Annotated in this window: 7 protein-coding genes and 1 pseudogene; 5 read left to right on the forward strand and 3 right to left on the reverse strand. The window is 59.3% G+C overall.

Features of this window, described 5'->3' with window-relative positions:
• Positions 1–2 precede the first annotated feature (2 nt).
• The gene (locus ACXHRN_RS06235) at positions 3–2,660 is read right to left on the reverse strand and encodes an OmpA family protein (RefSeq protein WP_488640468.1); all 2,658 of its coding nucleotides are present in this window, start codon (positions 2,658–2,660) and stop codon (positions 3–5) included.
• Between the two features lie 7 nt (positions 2,661–2,667).
• Entirely contained in the window at positions 2,668–3,333 is a 666-nt protein-coding gene (locus ACXHRN_RS06240; protein WP_488640469.1) for a hypothetical protein, read from the reverse strand.
• A gap of 276 nt (positions 3,334–3,609) precedes the next feature.
• Between ACXHRN_RS06240 and ACXHRN_RS06245 the strand changes: the two genes are divergently transcribed.
• The 5 genes and pseudogenes from ACXHRN_RS06245 (at position 3,610) to ACXHRN_RS06265 (ending at position 10,642) form a co-directional block, all read left to right on the forward strand.
• On the forward strand, positions 3,610–3,951 hold the full coding sequence (locus ACXHRN_RS06245; RefSeq protein WP_488640470.1) for a hypothetical protein: 342 nt from the start codon (positions 3,610–3,612) through the stop codon (positions 3,949–3,951).
• Positions 3,952–4,218: 267 nt separating this feature from the next.
• Positions 4,219–5,169: pseudogene (locus ACXHRN_RS06250) on the forward strand (helix-turn-helix transcriptional regulator).
• A gap of 406 nt (positions 5,170–5,575) precedes the next feature.
• Positions 5,576–6,235, forward strand: a complete 660-nt coding sequence (locus ACXHRN_RS06255; RefSeq protein WP_488640471.1) for a winged helix-turn-helix transcriptional regulator — start codon at positions 5,576–5,578, stop codon at positions 6,233–6,235.
• A gap of 55 nt (positions 6,236–6,290) precedes the next feature.
• Positions 6,291–7,466, forward strand: a complete 1,176-nt coding sequence (locus tag ACXHRN_RS06260) for an efflux RND transporter periplasmic adaptor subunit (RefSeq protein WP_488640472.1) — start codon at positions 6,291–6,293, stop codon at positions 7,464–7,466.
• A complete protein-coding gene (locus ACXHRN_RS06265) occupies positions 7,463–10,642 on the forward strand; it encodes an efflux RND transporter permease subunit (protein WP_488640473.1) in 3,180 nt (1,059 codons plus the stop codon). The genes ACXHRN_RS06260 and ACXHRN_RS06265 overlap by 4 nt, the downstream gene beginning before the upstream one ends.
• 664 nt (positions 10,643–11,306) lie before the next feature.
• Here ACXHRN_RS06265 and ACXHRN_RS06270 read toward each other — a convergent pair.
• The gene (locus tag ACXHRN_RS06270) at positions 11,307–20,630 is read right to left on the reverse strand and encodes a Tc toxin subunit A-related protein (protein ID WP_488640474.1); all 9,324 of its coding nucleotides are present in this window, start codon (positions 20,628–20,630) and stop codon (positions 11,307–11,309) included.
• Between the last annotated feature and the right edge of the window lie 350 nt (positions 20,631–20,980).

Below are 20,980 nucleotides of genomic sequence, written 5' to 3' on the forward strand. Positions count from 1 at the left end.
CACTACTCTAGGTTTACCGTAATCGAAACCCGGCGATTTGTGGAGCTCCCAGTTCGACTATTTTCGGGCACCACCGGCTCAAAGGTGCCAGCGCCCCGAACCAGCAGCAGTTCCGGAGCGACGCCGCGCTTGTTGAGAAGCGCGCGAACTGTCTCGGCGCGGGCGGCGCTGATCGACACGTTGGCCGTCTCACGGCCCGTGGCGTCCGCATGGCCGGTCAGCATGAACCGCGCTGTTACGCCTGACTTGCGGGCATTTTGGGCGAATTCCTTTATTTGATCCGCCAACCTGTCGAGGACCGGCATCTGCTCTGGTCCCGGCACAGCTTTGCCGGAATAGAAGAAAATATCGGTCGCCTGGATGGCCGCTCTCAAATAATTAAGTTCTGCAAGGTTCAGCTCACGCAGCTGCGAGACATCCAGAACCACTCCGTCCGCCGAAAGTTGTTCTGCGGCGGCCCGCGCCCGGTTGATCCAGTTGGCAGGAGCCTCACCCACGACAACGATGCGACCCTGGACGATCGAAAGCAGAACAGATTTGGGCGGAGCCAGCGACGCCGTTAGCCGCTTCAACACGAACTCCGGCTCAAGGCTCTGATAGAATTGCCATTGTGAATGAACGCGGGCGGGATCGACCTGCGTTCCGGACAACAGCGACTGCGGATCGGCGCCAAGCGGGTCTCTCAGGCCGGCAATATAGAATTGGCCATCGCGCACCTTTTGTTCCGCAACGATGATGCCCGGCAGGGTCTCCAGTCGCGACACATAGGCCTGCCAGTGCTCCGCCGCGCGTGCTTCGGGGCTCACATCACGAACCTTGGAGATGTCGAATTCCGGTCCGCCTGCCGAAAGCTGTCGGGCCGCTGCGCGCGCCCGATCTATCCAGGTGTCGGGAGCCTCACCCTCGGCAACGATGCGATCCTTGACGATCGAAAGTCGTACTGTATCCGGCGGAGCCAGCGACGCCGTCAGCCGCTTCAACACGAACTCCGGCTCAAGGCTCTGATAGAATTGCCATTGCGAATGAACGCGGGCGGGATCGACATGCGTTCCAGACAACAGCGACTGCGGGTCGGCGCCAAGCGGGTCTCTCAGGCCGGAAATGTAGAAATGTCCGCCCCTTGCCGTTTGTTGGGCGACGATGATGCCCGGTTGGGCTTCAAGTCGCGACACATAATACTGCCAGTGCTCCGCCGCGCGTGCTTCGGGGCTCACATCACGAACCTTGGAGATGTCGAATTCCGGGCCGCCTGCCGAAAGCTGTCGGGCCGCTGCGCGCGCCCGATCTATCCAGGTGTCGGGAGCCTCACCCTCGGCAACGATGCGACCCTGGACGATCGAAAGCAGAACAGATTTGGGCGGAGCCAGCGACGCCGTTAGCCGCTTTAACACGAACTCCGGCTCAAGGCTCTGATAGAATTGCCATTGTGAATGAACGCGGGCGGGATCGACCTGCGTTCCGGACAACAGCGACTGCGGATCGGCGCCAAGCGGGTCTCTCAGGCCGGCAATATAGAATTGGCCATCGCGCACCTTTTGTTCCGCAACGCTGATGCCCGGTTGGGCCTCAAGTCGTGACACATAGGCCTGCCAGCGCTGCCCGGATTGCCAGGAAAGAAAGAACCAACCGCCTGCCGGAATCAAAACCAGCAGGACTGCAGCCACCACTAGCCACGGAAATCCCTGGTTTGAGTCCTCCTGCTTCAGTTCAACGCAGGTCTGCAACTGCGTCTCTATGCCGGCTAACTGAGAACCGTCGCCGTCAAACTGCTCTAAAGCCTGTGAGTATTCATCATGGATGCGAAGCAACACATCGCGAACTATTTCATGTAATTCCTCGGGCGGATTTCCCCGGATCACTGCAACCAAGGTCGCAAACGGTCCAACTTCTGACCAGAGACGAAGCTCCCCAAAGCGGATAGTGTCCAGGCCGCTCTGTTCTTTCTCGTGAAATGAGTCTTTAACAAAGTCTTGAATTGCACTGAGCATCGAAGAAATGAGTTGAGGATCCTCGCTCGTTGCATTATCGGCAGTTACATGCGAGATCAAAAGCCCGGAATTTCGGTTAATGAGAAAGACATGTTCTACACGATAGACAAGAGAATGCTTCAGAACAACTTCCGAGAAGCTGGCACCAGTTCTCCAAGATTCAAATCTCCACTTGAGCCCATGCCAGGTAAATATATGTCTTAAAGTTTCATTCAGCGATTGAAAGGTCTGGTCGATCTTTTCCCCGATCGACTTGCGAATTGCTGGCAGAAACACCGGGTATAATATATCCGTCAGCGTGCGCGGGCTCTTCTGGATCGACCGTTGCACAGCCCTCTCGACGGCTGGCGCAAGGGCCTCGCCGAGCTGCGCATGAGGCGCCCGTGCGGCCGCACTGGGAAGAACGCCGCCCACTGCTTCCGCAAGCTGCTCCGGTTCGCCCAGCAGATGCGTAACTCGTGAAAGCTCCGAAATTTCACGGCCGACCAGCAACTGGCGCAGCGTTTCCATGCGACGATCGGCGGTTGGAACTCCGTCGAAACGCGCATGATGGTCCGGATCAACGTTCCGGGCAATTTCGACCAAAAGAATAGCCAGAGCCGCGCGATCGATTTCGGTATCGTTCGAGGCGGCTCTTTGAGGAAGCCTGATTGGGTCGACGGTCGACGTCAAGTTCCGATCAACTCACTTTCCAGTCACGTTCCGAGTTGCTCTTGCTACCCCCGGAATCCTGATTTATGCATTTTGCAACCTCGACAAACAGGCCAGCCAAAAGATTTCTGTCGGTCTTGACGTTGTTGAGATCGGAAAACATTTTCTCCATTAGCATCTGAATGCTTTCATTCTTTTGCTTGATTTCCTCACGCAGCAAATGATCGCTTTGATTTATCCGGTCCGCAACGTCGCGCTCAAGCTCGCTCAATTGATCCGACAACGCGCGCACCTGCTTTTCAAGTGCCTGATTGTGCTCGCGAAGATTCCGGTCAATCTCCTTGTCGGCCTCGGCTCGTGCATCTTTTTCGCTCCGCAATTGCGCCGCGAGCGATTCGACCTGCTTCTTTGCATTTGACTCGTACGTTTCAAGATTGCGCTTGGCCTCGGATTCGACATCCTTGAAGCGCTGCAAGAACCGGTCTTCAAGCTTGGAAAAACGGCGGTCATAGTCCTGCATCTGGTTGCCGAACAGCAGATCGCGTATCTTGTCGACACCTACAGCGTCACCGGAGATCCCGCCCTCGCGGGCTTGGGCCGCCATGAAGTTCAGCCCGTTTCCCTCTGCATTACCTATCAGATTTTCGTCCGCCTTATTCGCAGAAGAAGCGGTACTCGAAGATTCCTTTGCCATGCTTATGCCCCTCCATTTGAACAACTGCCACAGTGCAACCTGTTAACAGGTAACAATGTCAGCAAAATAGCCGGCCCACAAGCCGGAATCTTCTTGACTCAAGGTGATTCGTGACGCAGCCGAACACTACATCTTCTTGACTCAAGGTGATTCGTGACGCAGCCGAGCGCTACATCACTGACGTAGCAATGGAAGTTTAGGGCGATGCCATCTTAAAAGCGGGCGGCCGCGACTGGTCGGGGATTAAAGGCGGCAAGCGCGCGCGGTCGTCGAGCAATGACGGTCCGCAATCTATGCGCTCACTGCGTCAATGCGCTCAACCAGAAGGCGATAGCCCAAGTAACGGCGGCGGCAGGGAGCGATATCGCGCTCAAGGAGGGCGATCCGATCAAGCTCGATAAGAAGCGCTTCACCAATTACACGGCAACACTGCCGAAAGGTGCGGGCGCAACTCGTGCGGCTACAATGTCCGAACGCCTGCTTACGGGATCGAATAAGTCTGTGTCCAACGGCTGCCATGGGGGCGCGAAGCCGACGTTGAACGCGTCAACCGCAACGTTCGAAAAGGATCAGCTCAACCGCGCGGGACCTTTTGCACTAGAAGGAAGCAGAAGCTGAGACCCCGCATTCGGCGTCAAGCGCAGTTGATGGCAGCAGAACCTCGGACACCGTCATTTACGGTTCCATTTAAATCGGAAAATAAAAGCCACAACCGCAGAGCCGAGATCGATTCGCATCGCAACCAAGCTTGTTGAGTTCGATAGCATCAGGATGCTGACTATTGATTCCGTCTAACGTCCGACATTAGATGAATTGCCTGGTTCAGTTCGGAAGAATGGTCACGCTCTGGGTAAACTTTGTATGTTTTGCGGGTAAATTACTAATATGCTCAGTTTCTCCACTGATGACCTTCCTCTGCGGGATCGTTTCGATCACTGGTGCGAGTCGCGCGGCAGGAGCCTGTTTGGCGTCACGATCGAACTGCCGCGAGAGCGTCGGACCGATTTTTTCGGGCGGTTCAGCGCCCAGGTCGGTGGTGCGGTCGTCTCGGAAATGCAGGCCTCATCTTACAAGGTGAGTCGGACCGACAAGGATATCGGCCGGGTGGCAGGCCACAGTCTGTGCATCTCGCGCCAAGTGCGCGGGCCGGGCTGGGTGGATGTCGGCCGGGGACGTATACAGTCCGTGCGGGAGGGCGATCTCGCCATCAATCATTCCGATCTGCCCTATGCTGGCACCCCGCAGCGTTCCGATGGCTTCCACTTTCGCATGTTGAAGATTCCCCTGACGGGCGACATTCTGTTGGCGGCGCCGGCGCATGATCTTTTCGTGGCAACGTCGAGGCCGCAGAGCGTATTTGCCTGACCGCTCTCGGCGCTCTTCAACGCCATAACCGGCGAATGGCGTGATCTTGCCGATCCTTCCTCCGCGGTTACGCACATCGCAAGGGTCGCCATGCTCGAGCGCGGCCGCCTGCCGCCAGGCATGCCGGAATGCCGGGCGGCGCTGCGCGCGGGCTTCTTCCACGCAGCGCACGAGATTCTCACGCGCGATCACCATCTGCCGAACCTGTCGCCGGGGGCGGTCGCCCGTGAGCTCGGAATTTCGTTGCGGCAGATCCATGTTCTGTTCGAGCCGACGGGCCTGTCTTTCTCCAGGACGTTGACCGCCATACGGATCCGCAGCGCGTGCCGATTGCTGGAGACGATGCCGGCACGGTCTATCACGGATATCGCCTTTGCCTGCGGCTTCGACAGTCTCGCGACATTCTATCGCGCTTTCCGGGATTCTTCCGGCATGACGCCGACGGATATGCGCTCCCTTTACCGAAATTGAGCTTCGGGCTCGATGAATTCGGCTACGCACCGGATTTAAGTTGAGCCGCGTGCGCGCAATGAGAAGACGGCGACACATCCCTGTACTAAGCGTCCAGCACTTGGTCGGGGGAGACAAGGACTGGAGCGATGAATGCCGTGGAGTGCCCGTGCCGAACAATTGCTCGCAAACCCGGACGCTCTTTGCGTCGTTTGCGAGATTGCCAGGGGCTTCGCGCCCAACACGCCACGGCGAAGTTGTTTGGAGCTTCAAGGCCGATCCGGGCGGATGAGATCGAACGCGTTACAGATAGGATTGCACCATGTCGCATAGGCGCTAGCGCAGCTTTGGAAGCGTTTCGCTTCAGATTGTGAACTGGCCCTAGATTTCCGAAAGGACTAGGCTTGTGCCAAAGGAGTGTTCGGCCATGACGCGACGGCCTTACGGACTGATCTGCCCGATTTCACTGGCTTGCGAGATACTGGAACCGCGCTGGACGACCCAAATCCTGACCGAGCTCTGGAACGGCTCGACCCGCTTTAACGACATTCGGAAGGGGGTGGGGAATATCTCGTCCGCCATCCTGTCGAGACGGCTCAAGGAGATGGAAGCGCTGGGACTGGTCGAGCGCGTCGAGGACAAAGCGACGGGCGCCGTCGACTATTTCCGCACTGAGAAGTCGATCAAGCTCGAGCCGGCGATGAGCGCGCTGGCGGAATGGGCGCAATGCAATATCGAGGCGGAGATCGCCCTCAGCGGCCGGGATGCGTCGACCATCATGTGGAGCGTGCGGCGAATGATTGTCCTGGCTGAACTGCCACGGCGGCGCGCCGTCATCCGCTTCCATTTCCGCGACGATCCCCCACCGAAGTATCCCCATTACTGGTTCGTGGTCGAGCCAGGCGCGGACTTGCCCGAGTTATGCTCGCTCGACCCCGGCCGGGACGTCGACCTTTACGTTGAGACCGGCGTTGTTTCGCTGGGAGCCATCATCGAGGGCCGTTCCAGCATCGCTCGTGAGATGGAAAGGGGCGGCCTTTTCCTGAGCGGCGACGTGGAAACTCCGCCGGAGAGCGTGTGGAGTTGACATTGGTCAATCGACCGGAGAAGCTGGTACAGTATCGATCCGAGGGAGCATGAGAATGCGTAATTGGTCGTTTTCAGCACTAAAGAATTGTTTTCTCCTCGTCTTCCTCCTTCTTCCGGTTGCGTTGGCCGCGCAGAATGCGGCTCCACCTGTTACAGTTGCCAAGCCCGTCGTCAGGGACGTCGTGGACAACGACGATTTCGTCGGCCGGTTCGAGGCCCTTGACGAGGTGAGCGTGCGCGCCCGCGTCGGCGGCTATCTGCAAGAGATCCACTTCACGGACGGCGCGTTGGTGAAGAAGGGCGATCTGCTGTTCGTCATCGATCCCCAGCCATTCCAGATTGCAGTCGAACAGGCCGATGCGCAGGTGCAGTCCGCAGAGGCCACGCTTACCTATGCCGCAGCACAGTTGAAGCGCGCCGAAACGCTCGTGAAGAGCGGCGGCCAGTCCATTCAGACCGTCGAGGACCGCCGGCGGGAATGGCTTTCTGCGCAGGCAAGCGTCCGCGCGGTCGAGGCCACCGCCGACCGTGCCAAACTTGACCTGGAATACACAAGGATCACCGCCCCTATCAGCGGCCGCATCGATCGCAAGCTGATCTCGGTCGGCAACCTGATCCAGGCCGACCAATCGGTCCTGACGACGATCGTGACTTTGAACCCGATCGACTTCTATTTCGACGTAGACGAGCGGCGGCTGCTGAATTTTGCCAGGACTGCTCGCGGCCGTGGCGACGACCTCCAGGTCGGTGGCGGTGGCGTCGATGTCAAGGTGACGATCGCAGATTCCAACGAGAAGCCATTCAAGGGCAAGCTCGACTTTGCGGAAAACCGGGTCGACAAAGACACTGGGACGATGCGATTGCGCGCCCGCTTCGAAAATCCGAGCCTCATTCTGCAGCCCGGTCTTTTCGGCCGCATCCAGATCGAAGCATCGAATAGCTATCGTGCCATCCTCGTGCCCGATGAAGCGATCGGCTCGAACCAGAACGAGCGCGTCGTCTACGTCGTGGGTGCCGACGGCACCATATCCACCAAGCCGGTTCGTCCCGGCCCTCGCCTCTATGGCTACCGGGTCATCCGCGAAGGCATGGACGGCACTGAGACCATCGTGGTCAACGGGCTGATGCGCGCCCGTCCGGGCGCCAAGGTGACGCCTCAGATGATCGAGCTGCCGCAGCAGCGTGACGACATCGCCCCGGAAGCAGCGACCATGGAGCCTGCTCAATGAGGTTTGCCCACTTCTTTGTCGACCGACCGATTTTCGCGTCAGTCGTTTCCATCGTGCTGCTCATTGTCGGCGGTGTCGCTTATTTTCAGCTGCCGGTGGCGCAGTATCCCGAGATTGCGCCGCCGACCATCGTTATCCGCACCGCCTATCCGGGCGCTGATGCCGAGACGATTGCCAATACTGTGGCAACGCCGCTGGAACAGGAGATCAATGGCGTCGAGGACATGCTGTACATGTCCTCCTACTCCACCGCGGACGGCTCGATGGCGCTGACGGTAACCTTCAAGCTCGGCACGGATCTCGACAAGGCGCAGGTACTCGTGCAGAACCGGGTCTCGATTGCCGAACCACGTCTTCCTGAGGATGTTCGCCGCATCGGCGTCACCACGGCCAAGAGCTCGCCCGACCTGATGATGGTCATCCATATCTTGTCGCCCAACTCCCGGTACGACCAGCTCTACGCCTCGAACTATGCCCGCAGCCGCATTCGTGACAAGCTCGTCCGCCTCGATGGCGTGGGCGACGTCATCCTCTTCGGCGAACGAGAATACTCCCTGCGCATCTGGCTCGACCCTGAAAAGCTCTCGGCCTACGGCATGACCTCCAGCGACGTCGTGCAGGCGCTTCGCGAACAGAATGTGCAGGTCTCCGGCGGTCTGATCGGGGCGCCGCCGGCCTCCGGCAACAGCGCGTTTCAATATACCGTCACCACGGTGGGGCGCTTCTCCGACGCGAGGCAGTTTCGTTATGTGATCGTCAAGGCGACCGAAGGCGGCCGTCTTGTGCAGCTGCAGGATGTCGCGCGCGTCGAGCTCGGCGCAAAGGAATACGCCACCAATAGCTATCTCGACGCAAAGCCCGCTGTCGCAATCGGCATTTTCGCCCGACCGGGCACCAATGCGCTGGCCGCCTCCGAGTCGATCCAGGCGACCATGAAGATATTGTCCAAGGATTTTCCGCCGGGGCTTACCTACGACATCATCTACAACCCGACGGAATTCATTTCGGAATCGATCTACGAGGTCTACAAGACGATCATTGAGGCCACCATTCTGGTTGCCATCGTCGTGCTGGTCTTCCTGCAGTCGTGGCGGACTGCAATCATTCCGATCGTCGCCATCCCGGTGTCGTTGATCGGGACCTTTGCCTTCCTCCTCGCCTTCGGGTTCTCCCTGAACATGTTGACGCTGTTCGGCCTCGTGCTGGCGATCGGCATCGTCGTCGACGATGCGATTGTCGTCGTCGAGAATGTCGACCGCAATCTCGCTCGAGGCATGACGCCCAAAGAGGCGGCGCATGTAACCATGGACGAAGTCGGGGTTGCCGTTCTCGCAATCTCCCTCGTCCTTATCGCGGTCTTCGTGCCGACGGCCTTTATTCCCGGCATATCAGGGCAGTTTTATCGACAGTTCGCGGTGACAATCGCAGTGGCGACCGCCATATCCGCATTGAACTCCCTGACCCTTTCACCCGCCCTCGCATCGATCCTATTGAAAGCACATGAGGAGCAGCACCCCTCGCGCAATCCGCTCACGCGCCTGACCAGGTGGCTGGCGAATGGCTTCAATACTGGTTTCGACAGGCTGAGTGCCGGTTACTCCTGGGTTGTTCGTCATCTGGTGCAAACGCGCGCGGCGCTCGCAGCGTGCCTTCTCGTCTTTGCAGGCTTGCTCGCGGCGACCTATTACATGGGAACCACGGTGCCGCGCGGCTTTGTGCCGACGATGGATCAGGGCTACGCGATCGTCGTCGTGCAACTGCCGGATGGCGCCTCTCTCGCACGCACCGATGCGGTGATCAAGAAAGCCTCCGAGATAGCACAGTCTGTCCCTGGGGTCAGAAACGCCGTGGCCTTTGCGGGCTTCAATGGCGCCACGTTCACCAACGCATCCAATTCCGGCGTCATCTTCACACCCTTCCAGCCGTTCGAGGAAAGGCTCAAGCACGGTCAAAGCGCAAATGCGATCATCGGCGAACTCTACATGAAACTGCAGAGTATCCAGGAGGCCTTCATCATCGCCATCCCGCCACCTGCGATCGCCGGTATCGGCAATGGCGGCGGCTTCAAGATGCAGTTGATGGATCTCGAAAGCGCCGACATGCGCCGCGTGCTGGGCACCGCTTATCAGCTCATGGCCAAGGCGAACCAGACACCAGGCCTTGCGGGGGTGTTCACGACATTCTCGGCCTCAAGTCCGCAATATTTCCTCAACATCGATCGCGACAAGGCGCGCGCGCTGAACGTGCCGATTCCGAACATATTCGATACGCTGTCGATCAATCTGGGCACATCCTACGTCAACGATTTCAATGCCTTTGGTCGTGTTTACCAGGTTCGCGCGCAAGCCGACAAACAGTTCCGTGGCGACAGGGACAGCATTCTGTCGCTGAAGGTACGCTCGGCAACCGGCGCGCTCGTGCCGCTCGGAACGCTGGTCGATATCCTCGATACCAGCGGCCCGGCGCTCGTCCAGCATTACAACATGTACGTATCCGTTCCGGTCCAGGGTAATCCCGCTCCCGGATTCTCGACCGGCACCGCTCTCGACAAGATGGAGACGCTGGCTCGCGAGCTGCTGCCTGCAGGCACGACCTTTGAATGGACAGAGCTTGCCTTCCAGGAGAAGAACACCGGCAATACGGCGATCTACATCTTCGCCCTGTCGGTCGTCTTCGTGTTCCTGGCACTGGCGGCGCAGTATGAAAGCTGGATCCTCCCTCTGGCGATCATCCTGATCGTGCCGCTCGCCATTCTCGCAGCGCTGATCGGCGTGCATCTCAGGGGAATGGACAACAATATCCTGACCCAGATCGGTCTGGTCGTGTTGATCGGGCTTGCGGCCAAGAACGCGATTCTGATCGTGGAGTTCGCCCGGCAGGCCCAGGACGAAGGCAAGACTGCAGTCGAGGCGGCGATCGAAGCGAGCCATCTTCGCCTGCGTCCGATCCTGATGACAGCCTTCGCCTTCATTTTCGGCGTCGTGCCCCTCGTAGTCGCGACCGGACCGGGCGCCGAAATGCGCCAGTCGCTCGGCACGGCCGTATTCTCGGGGATGCTGGGCGTCACGTTTTTCGGACTATTCCTGACACCGGTCTTCTACGTCGTTCTGCGCGCACGCCGCCGCAAGGCCGTAGAACCACCGCCTGCCGCCACTGAGGAAGCGGGCGCAAGCTGAACTCCGCCGGTAGGCAGGTAGAAGTGTGAGGACTGCATGCATCAGCTCCCGCACCGCAATCGAGCAAAACATCGACCCGCTCAATCGATGCGAGCATTTGAATTCTCTGCGGTGAAAATGAAGCTTCGCTACCGGAAGGCTTGCGCACTTGCTCGGCCCGGCTTGCGCTCACGACCTACACGCTGCGGAACAAACGGAACATCGCTCACAATAACCCCATCGACCCGATAGTGAATGAACGACCGGAACGGGGGCGCAAAGCTGTCCTTCGGAAGTCAAACTCCTATGGCTGTAATTGGGCCACAAGCGGTCAATTCATTTGCAACCGGGTTCAAAATTCATGGATGCGCAAAGACCGCTGGTTCCAACTTTGGTTCCAACAATTGTGGAAATAGTATTGATTTTGTTGCGTAAATTAGTATTGGTTGCCCCCTCCGGGCCCACCATCACCAGCGCCATCACACAGGCGAGTGCACAAAGCGCTTCACCATGTTGGTCGCCTTTGCATCTCGACCCATGTACCAACATCAACCTTTGTCTAATTTTGCGCGCACTTGCAGTCAATCCGGCACTCTGAACGGAAATCCGCGATTGCTTTCTACTAAAAAAGGCTGGCTGAATTGCACCTATGATTTTAGCCTGGCGATAAATTCCGCACGCTTCTTCAAGTCGCCAGCCGATAGTTGATGACGACCACGAATTCTGTAAAATTCGCCAAGGCGGGCTTGGCTATTGCAAGCGAGGAGTTGAAGGGCGCCACCGCGGGCGATGCTAAAAGCAGGCCTGCGAGTTCGGGACCCGGCGCCGCGCCAACAGGGGTTGGGACACCTCCGATATCCAGCGATGCGGGCGGCGCGCCTGATGTCCGGGCGAGGACGGCTATCGAAAGGACTGTTGGCGTATGACCACGCGCGAAATAGGGGAGGTCCTCTGGGGAGAGCGGGATTGTCGCTGCATTCGTCGTGTTAAACAAATGCCAAAGATCGGGACGATCACGCTTGATATCGATCGAATGGAAGAGACCTGTGCGGCTGGTCGCCAATGCCATCGCGTCGAGGCGTGTCCGGATACCATTGGCAACCATGTTGCGTAAGCTCGAACCGCCGTCGCGGGCCGTGTAGCGAAGCGTCAGGATCGCATCCGTGATGGTACCGTAGTCGAAAGGACGCAGCGCCTGCGGCAGTTCGAGCGTCCAGCTGCTGATCGCGCCCGCACCTTCGAACGGCAGGTAGCGTTGATCGTCAAGGCTTGGAGCGAAGAGACCAGAATCCTCGTCGCCGCGACTTGTGTCGATCGCCTCGATCGCTCCGACGTGATAGACAAAACGTGGATCATCCTGGTCTTCCGCATAAGCCTGCGCATCGGTCAGCCCGCCGCCAGACTTTCTCGCGGTCGAGACCCGTACGCGGTTGTCTATCAACGTCAGCTTTACCGGCACCGCGGTGTAGGGGCCAGCGACGCTGGGGATCGACAGACTGAGATGGCGGATCCTGCGGCAGTAGTGGCCGGGATGATCGAGATCGAACAACTGCTCGGGGATTTCGATGCGGCATCGGCCGTTCGTACGCAGGCCCAGCAGGGCCACAGGATCCAGTCGTGCCAGTGAAACTCGCCGGGTGATCTCGCGCTCCCGGACATTGTTTTCGAAATAGTAGGCCTCGAGCCGGCGCAGATCGACGGTCAGCGATTCGGCCGCAAGCAGGCCGCGGCGTGAACTGTCCCACTGGTCGCCTCTTATCATCGCGACCTCGGTACCGAGCTCGAAATTCATGCAGTGCTCAGCTTGTCGGGCAGCAGCGAGTGCGAGATCGTAGACTTGGCGATAAGCGGTTCTAAGCCGCTGGGCTAGCCAGTCGAACAGCTCGGTGCGGGTGAACTTGGTGGACAGGAAGTCCAACTGTGCATCAGCCTGTTCGATTTCGATCTTGTGCACGCGCTCGCTCTCGAGGGCGATGACTTCGCGGATTTTCTGCAGTTCAATTTCCCGCTCGGCGCGTGTCGCCTGCAAGTCGGACTGTACAGCATCCTGCGCGTGCTGGTCGGCTCTCTGATTATAGACACCCTGGGTTTCCAGCATGGCGCCACCCATGGAAAGCACAGAAACAAGCGACTCCAATGTCTTGACCAGATCCTCTGCGGCATTGCCGAAGTGATCGCCACCGGTCTGCGCATTTGCCGTTGGCGAGCCGCCGAAGCCGGCAGCGCCGATCATGAACTTGGGCAGTAGCTTGAGGCCACCCGAGGCGATATAGCCTACCGCCACCGCGGTCTGGACCAGGAGCGCAGCGCCGTTGGCAACGACTCCAAGAGTTTCCCAGACGTTCATATAGGGACGAGAACGCGCCCAGTTCGCCTGATCCACGAACACTGCTTTGGCGGCCTCGGCGCCTTCGCGCTGCTTGGCTGCCGATAGTCGCTCCTGAGCATAGAGTTCCTTTTGCTCCTTGCGCAATTTGCTCAGCTGCTCGGCACTCAGCCGCAAAAGCGCTTCCCCGTTGCGATCCTTCAAGGCCTGCAACAGCTTTTCGCCGAAGGCCTGGGCAACAGTTGCGACCTCGAGCGCGCGCTGCAGGGTCGGCATGAATTTGTAGGGCGGTCGTGGCGCACCGATGGCCGCCAGGATCGCGCTGATCGACAGGCCCGAAGCGGATGCAGCGATCAGCGCCTCGACGGATAGTGGGGGTGCAAACAAAGAAAGGCTACGCTCCACTCCATCAATGGTCTGGCTGTTGCGAAGCCGAAATTGCCTCAGTTCCAGCATATCCCACAGCTCGTATAGCTTAGGGCTCGGGGGAATGCAGAAATACAGGCTCTCGAGCGATACCGGCGGTGTCGGCAATTCTGCACCACCTTGCGGCAGGACCGACAAATCCGGAACCAGATTTTCAAGTGACATCAAGGCATTGCCAAAGGCATCAAGCTTGGGCTCGAGTTGGTTGAATGTCGACGGCGGCGTCGGAACGACCGATGGCACAATCCGGGGCCGCTTGCCGATCAGGCGCTCGACCCGCGAGTATCCGAGTTCCGCCTGCACAAGGCCTTCGAGCGTATCTTGCTTGAAGAACGAGTCGCTGCGGCCCATGTAGAGCCGAGCTGTGAGATCGACGATCGCCTGTTGGAAGGCAACCGGTCGTCCGCGCGCGACGAGATATGGCTTGTACGGCGCATTGCGCCATTCCTCGATCCGGTCGATCAGTTCAAGTTCTGTTGTACCGTTGGGATCATGGGCAAGTTTGTTCATCAGGTCGGTGATGCGCTGCGCTGCATAATCTGAAGCGCCATGTTCGTAAAATGGCTTGGTGATCCAGTATTTCTGCGGTGCGGGACCGCCTTGTGATCCGAGCGGGTCGAAGATGTAGCGCAACCAGGTCTCGGCATCGTCGAAACGTTCGTCTTCGATCAGTTTGGCGCCGATGAGGTGCGGAATGTGGAAGAAGAGTTCCATATTGTAGACGCCGTAGGCATCCTCTCGGCCGAACTCGAATTGCTCGATCGGATAAGGATCAAGGATGGCGCTGGTCGGTGCATATCCCGTCGAAGTGCTGCTGAAATCGAAATTCGACGTCGTAAGCTGGAGGTCGCGGCGCATAAGAGCCTTGATGCCGCCGGTGTAGAAGGTCTCACGGATCTTGCATGCGAATGGATGATAGAAATTTCGCACCTTATAGCCGAACCGGGAACTGATAATTTGCTGGAACTCGTCCCTGAGGCGGATGAATTCAAGATCCGAGGGAATTTTAGCGAGAATGTCGTCGACCTCAGCCTGACTCGTCGCCGCCAACACGAGCTGAATGTATTTTTGTACGAGCGCGACGACGTCCATGAGGAATCGCCTGAGGTTGGTGAACGTCCGAAACGCCACCTCGTCCTTTCCCTCCTCCCTTCGTTCGAGGCCCGGGACAAGCACATATCCGCGCTGGTTGTCCTCGAAGAACCAAGGCATTAGCGTTCCGTAGACGAGGATCTCGCCGTCCCGCTTGAAGCTATAGCTCAATACGGCCGCTATCATCGAGCTGATCAGGCGGTCGAACTCCGAGGCCTGGAATGGATAGGTGACGCGGAACCGGCCCGGAGTACGGCCAAACAACTGCTGGTCGCCACCTGTGCCGATTGTGCTGATGACCAGATCGTCGCCGGGATTCGCTGCGTTCTCGAGAAAGCGCTGGCGGTTGAGCTGCGTGTCCGTGAATGACGGCAAGATGCTGGCCCAGCCTGGCGGCGTGGGATCCACCTCCGGATAGCCTTTGCAGCCATTCAGCAGGAACCGTCCGAGCCCCGCATAATTGTAGCCATCGTTGCGATAGAAGGCATCTATCGTGAATCGCGTTCCGGCGCTGACCGTGAACACGATGTTTTCGATTTTGACCGGCTCTGTGTACCACGGGGTCACGACCGCGTCTTTCGACGTCCGCCTCGGCAACCACCGCTTACCCGTGTATTCGCTGATCGCCAGCTTGATCTCGATGCGCCGCTCGCTCTTGTCGATGGGCGTGTTTGGTGCGCTGTTCGGAACGGAGACGTCCTGCTGGTCATTGCCGCGTTCCTGAATGAGCGGCCAGGCTAGATAGAGCCGCTTGTTCCTGAAAAACGCGATCAGATGGTCGCCGGCAATATCCAGATCGATCTTGGCCCATGGCGTGAACGTCCGCTCGCGCTCGAAGACGCGATGATAATAGACTTCGGGCTCGCCTCCCTTCGTGCGGGCAAAGATATGCATCTGCTCCCGGTCGAAATCATAACATGTCGCCAAAACATCCAGAAAGGCGATCTGGTCCAGGTAATCCAAGTAGCCTTCGACAGCCGCCTCGGTCGTTTCGGCGGTGATTTCATCCTGCATCAGCGTGTCGTTGAGCGCGGTGAACGCCTCGGTTTTGTCGTCGCGCCATTCTGGACGAAGGTAATACTGCGGCTCGATCCAGACCTGCCGTGCCACCTGCCAAGGGCGAAACTGCGATTGCCAGTCCCACCAGCTCCAGCCGCTGTCGCCTTCGACATCGGCTGTGGCAGTGGGTTCGTCGCCGGACAGGCAACGCCTGATGTAATGCTGAAGCGTGCCATGGGCCGTAACGATGCGGGACCCTGGCATCTTGGCCGACCATTGAGAATCGACCAGGAAGTGGTCGTACAGGTCCAGTGTCGAGGTCAGAGCGGGGTTGGTCGCCATCAAGTGCGCCATCAGGGCATCGCGTTTAAGTTCGCGCAGCGGATCCACGATTCCTTTGAGGGCTACCAGCCAATCGCTCTGCCGATAACGCCTGCGCCGCATTGCGCGCGCCGCCGTGCTTTCCGCAGCCCCGGGAGCGGCACTCGCAAAGGCGAGAGCCTGGGGGAGGTCCACAGACAAGGGAGCAATAAGAACAGCGGCGTTTTCCATACGGCGCCAATGCGACGGCGATCCGTAGTTTGGCACAGTGGCCGTGAAATGTGCATGCAACGCAGTGACAAGATCCGCGGGCCAGCCGGTAACGAGCGCGAGATCAGCTAGAAGTGTGGCTGTCGGCACGCCGGCGCCCGACGCGCGGAAAATATCCAGTGCTCCGACTTGCCCGCCGCCCATACGCACGCGCGGCGGATAGGCAACTGCGAGTGCCATGATATCGGCCCAGTCGCGCCAGATCGGATAGGCTAGGGGCGGGATGCCCGGTTCGAAGGGCAGTAGCCCTAAATCGAGCAGGCCCAACGCCGGCGCGTCCTCGATCAGAAACTGCAGAAGCTCCGTCGACGGTGCGAAAGGGGCCAGCAGGCCAGTCGCGAGCACGGCCGCGCGCAAGGCGCGGAAGGGATGAGGTGCCGCTGCATCAGTCAGAGGCACTGTCGGATCGGTGATTGGGCCGGTCGTCAGCGGCGTCCCGATCGGCTGGCGGCCTACACCGATCGGAATCCTCAACCCATCGACGAACAGCGTTGCCGAGGCCAGGTCTAGTCCGGTCTGTGTCATCACCGCCGCAATCGCGGCCTCTTTGGCTTTGGTCGTCAGTGCCGACGCCGCCAAACCATCCATGAGCGCTTGCATCAGGCCGAGGCGTGCCGTTTCCAGCGCTGCCGGAACGATCGGACCGGCATTGGCGGCGGCGGCCACAAGATCGATAGCGGCCTTGACTACGGCGCCATCGACTTTTGCGGCCAGCGCACCATCCACCACAGCCTTGGCGGCGGCGACGACGGCCGCAGCAAGCGGTGCGTCCCGCATCAGTTGCTCGAACACGGCCCGCGCCGCTGGGTCCAGTACAGCTTCTCGCTCGAGAGCGGTCCGGAAGCCGGCAAGGCCCTCCTCCACGGTCTGTGACGCGTCGAAAGCTGAGCGGGTCTGTTCGGCGGCGTCCACCAGAGCGCTGCGAAGGTCGGTCAGGGTTGCCACCAAGGCGGCTTGCGATGGATCGCGGACTGCGAGATCGGCTGCCTGGCGGCGAAGCCGGTAGTCGAGATCCTCAACGTCCACGCCGGTCTTTTCCAGCAGCTTGGCCGCTGTGACGAACGCATCGAGCTGGGCAACCGACGACAACGGGTTGACGTTGAGAAGGCGTTCCAGGCGGATCAGTTTCTCGGCCGCAAGGCCCAACACACGTGCCAGTTCGACGCGCCCATAGACGGCTGCCAAGGAAAGAAAGCTCAGTGGCGGCTGCGGCCCAAAGGTGCCGATCTCAACGATTCGAGCCCGAATGCTCGCAATTGCAGACTCGGTCGTCGCGAAAGCGCGTGCGAGGTCGGCTTCAACGGCAGCGAGTTTCCGCCCCGAACCGGGGACCGCGGTTTCGTTCTGCTCGTTGAGTTTGATACCTGCCGGCAGCAGGATCGGATCGAGCGGACCGGTGGAAGCGACGTTCTGGAGCAGCAACGCATGAAGCGAGCCCTGTCCGTTGCTTGGGATCACGTCGAGCCAAGTGATTAAGCTCGGCAGATCCGTCCCCAGCCGCGGCGCGAGACGCATGAGTCCCACTAGGCCGGCGCGCGCCGCCGCGCCGAGGTCACCATTACCCAGTCGTGTGGCCAAAGCCAGCCGATCGAGATCGGCTATAGCGACACCGATGCGTTTGGACAGCCGCAGAACACGGTGGGCGCGATCCAGAATCGCGTCCGTGAGGTTGCGGATGTGGCGCATGGCGAGATCGCACGAAGAGTCATCAAAATGAATGAACAAGTTCGCGCCGCCCGCCACATAGGGCAGGGCAATGAGCGCCTCAACTTCCGCATAGGTCAGGCCGGTCTTGTCGAGAAAGACGTCCATGCGTTCCATGGTCGGTGCCGCTGTAGCCGCCTGAATGCCCCAGATTTCAGGCTGATCGGCGACGGCGGCGGCAAAAACCAGGGCCTGTTCGGCGTTCGACAGGCCAAGCGTCTCACCCTCGATGTCGCCGGCAGTGGGCACGCCCCCCTGCTGAACCGCACGCATCAACTCTGCGCGGTCAAGACCCGCGTCGGCAAGGAAAGCCCGCGTTTCCTGATGGAAGAGATCGAATGGCAGCGTGAACGCGGCTTTGCCGGCCTTGAGTGCCGCATAGGCCGCAGCATTGACATATTCGGGTGCGGCTGCGCGCTCGGCGGCCGTTCCATGCGTCTGGCGCAACCGACGAACTGTCCAGTTGGGCGCCGGTCCGGACAGGGCGTAAACGCCGATCTCGTCGCGTAGAACGAACTCATCGGGCAGATGAGGACCATAGATGATCGCATTGTCTCCGATATCGAAGTCCGCCGCCCTGATGGAACTGATCAATGCTGAGGGGGCGGCTCCCTCTACGATAGCGCCGTTGAAGGCAACGGTCGGCGTCGGCGCGATTTCTTCCTCCAGAAGTTCACAGACCAGGTCGATGTGCGGGATCGGCGTTTCCGCATTCTCGCAATTAAGGTCGATGTCGCCAATATCGGGCCGGCGGGCGAACAGTATGTCCTTTGCCGTACGAGTGGAGGCCGAGCCCGGATTGGTCTTGTCGATAACCAGCCGCTTCGAAAGCCAGCGCAGGACATCGGCGATATAGGCGGCCGGGCCGTAGATCGACTTGCATTCCTCGCAGGCGCAAATATCCTGTGTAGCAAACAACGACTTCAGCGTGGGGTGCTCCCCGATGATGGGAATGAGCTTGGCGCGGCTCTCCATCCGCGCGACCTCCATGCCCTCCACGCCGCCGGCATAGGCGTGCAAGTCGGTCGCGAGCAAGGTCGTCGCGAGGTAGACACCCTCGCTACGCGCATACACGCCCTCGGCCTCAGACACGGATAAACCTGACGTTCCGGCCTCCTTGATGAAGCTGGTGCGGCCACGCATGACGATGTCGGACGACGAGCGGATGCCGGAACGCAGCAACGCTGTGGCCTTCTCCGGATCTTCGACCAGCCGGTAGGTGCGTTGCACGGCCTCAATCTGGCGGAACGTCGATTCCGGTAGTGACCGCAAGGCTCTGGCCCTGGAGCTCGAGATGAATTTGCCAAGATTGTGCTTGGCAAGGTCGAATTCCGGATGAGCATCGAAAAAGTCGCGCACATCGTCGGCTTTGTCGATAACAGCCGGATCGCGCTCCAACCTGAGCGCCATTGCGGCAGATGGGAAGCGTTTGCCTGCGAGCGCTTCGACTGTCGCGACATCGCGTTCGAGGCGATCGTCTTCTAACGGGGGCTCTTCTGCTTGGCTTGCACGTTTCGACGTCCGCCGCGTCGGTCGGGCAGCCCCTCCGGCGGGTGCCAACATTTCACGGATCACGTCGCGGCCGACGCGGGCGAGCTGCGAAGCCCCGCCTCTCCGCTTGCCAACGGCAGCCGAAGCTCGCTCCAGAACGGCATTGTCGAAGCCGAGGATGCGCGTGAGTTCAATGCGTGTGCCGGCTGCTCTCGAACCTTTTGGGCGACGTTGACCCATCACGCCAAGCTGCTTCATGAGATTCTCGGTATCGCCGTCCAAGGCAGATGCAAGAATTTTCTCGGCGAGATCGGCATTGCCTTGCGCGAGAAATGGCGCAATCGCCTCGTTCAATCGTCGGGGACCCTCTGTGCGGACGAATTCGTCCGCTTTGGCACGATCCTCCGAAAGGCGCGAAAATGCCTTCTTGGCAAGATCGAGCACCTGCCGTGAAACCCAGGCGGCCGCGACCGCGCGTTCGACGGCTTTGAAGAACGTATCCTTGTCCAGCCGCACCGCATCGAAATAGACCGGTTCAATGGGCGTTGAAACGCCGATAGGGGCGTAAACGGGATTGGCGCGATCAGGGCCTATCCCAACGAGCACATCTGTCCGAAGCAGCGCGTAGAACAGTGCCGCCGGCAGCCCCACGAAGGCACCCAAGCGGTGCGCCACGACCACATGTTCGACCAGCCGCTGATCGATACCCGTTTCGCGCGACAGGAATATCACCTCTTCCAGCCTGCCGTCCGCGGCGATATCCTCAATCGAGGTCTTTTCAACCAGTGAAACGAGCACTGCGGTAAGCTGGTCGAATTCGTTCGCATCCGCCACTGTGACCGTGGCGAGATCTATGTCGATCCTGGCTTCGCGCGATGCGTTGTAGTGGGTCGTGCTGGCGTCATCAGCGTAGACAGGCTCATCGCCGCCCTTCCAGCGCACTTCAAGGGAGATGTCCGGGCCAGCTTTCTCGGCGCGTGCGAAAGACGACGCATCATAGCGGATGCTGTATCGACCTTCCGCGTCCGTGATGGCCTCGCCAAGCGGCTGTAAGGCTCGGAAGTCGCGATCATAGGCTTGCACCAGGAGATCTGCGGCGGGCGATCCGTTCGCATAGCGCACCGTGCCGTAGATCGCCCGTTCCGCAATCGCGGTCGCCGCTCGAAGGGCCGATAAAGTTCCGTCGTCCAGGATGCCGCTCGGATCAAGTCCGGCCTCCTTCTGGAACGCTTTGAGAGAATTTTTCGTGGAGACGCCGAATTCTTGCCTCTTCACCTCTGCCGGCGAGGGCTTGATCTTTGTCTGTTCGAGCAAATCATGCAGACGGGCGACATCCGCACCGCCCATGCCAATCGATAGGCCAACCCGCAAAAGCGACATCTCTGAGCTCCCCCGCATTGCAAGGACGATCAGCGTCGAACATCGCCGACCAACGCCGTCGTGCCTGCCGTTTCAAGAATTCAGATAAAACGAAAATAAGGTCAAAACCGTGCGTTCAAACGCGCACAATCTGACCGCAATGGGGCTCCAAGTCTTGGACTTTTCCGCCATAAGTTTTTTGAAAAGCTAACACCACCTGCGGAGACAGTCAATGAAAATATGCGACCGCGCGTTGACGAAATGGCAAAAGCACAATATGCTGACTGGAAATAGAATTCATCTATTGGCACGTACTGGTTGCAATATTGCCGTTTGATTTGCTATGCAAATCAAGAGGTCGCATGATATTT

This window comes from Shinella sp. OV683 (genome assembly GCF_057787725.1).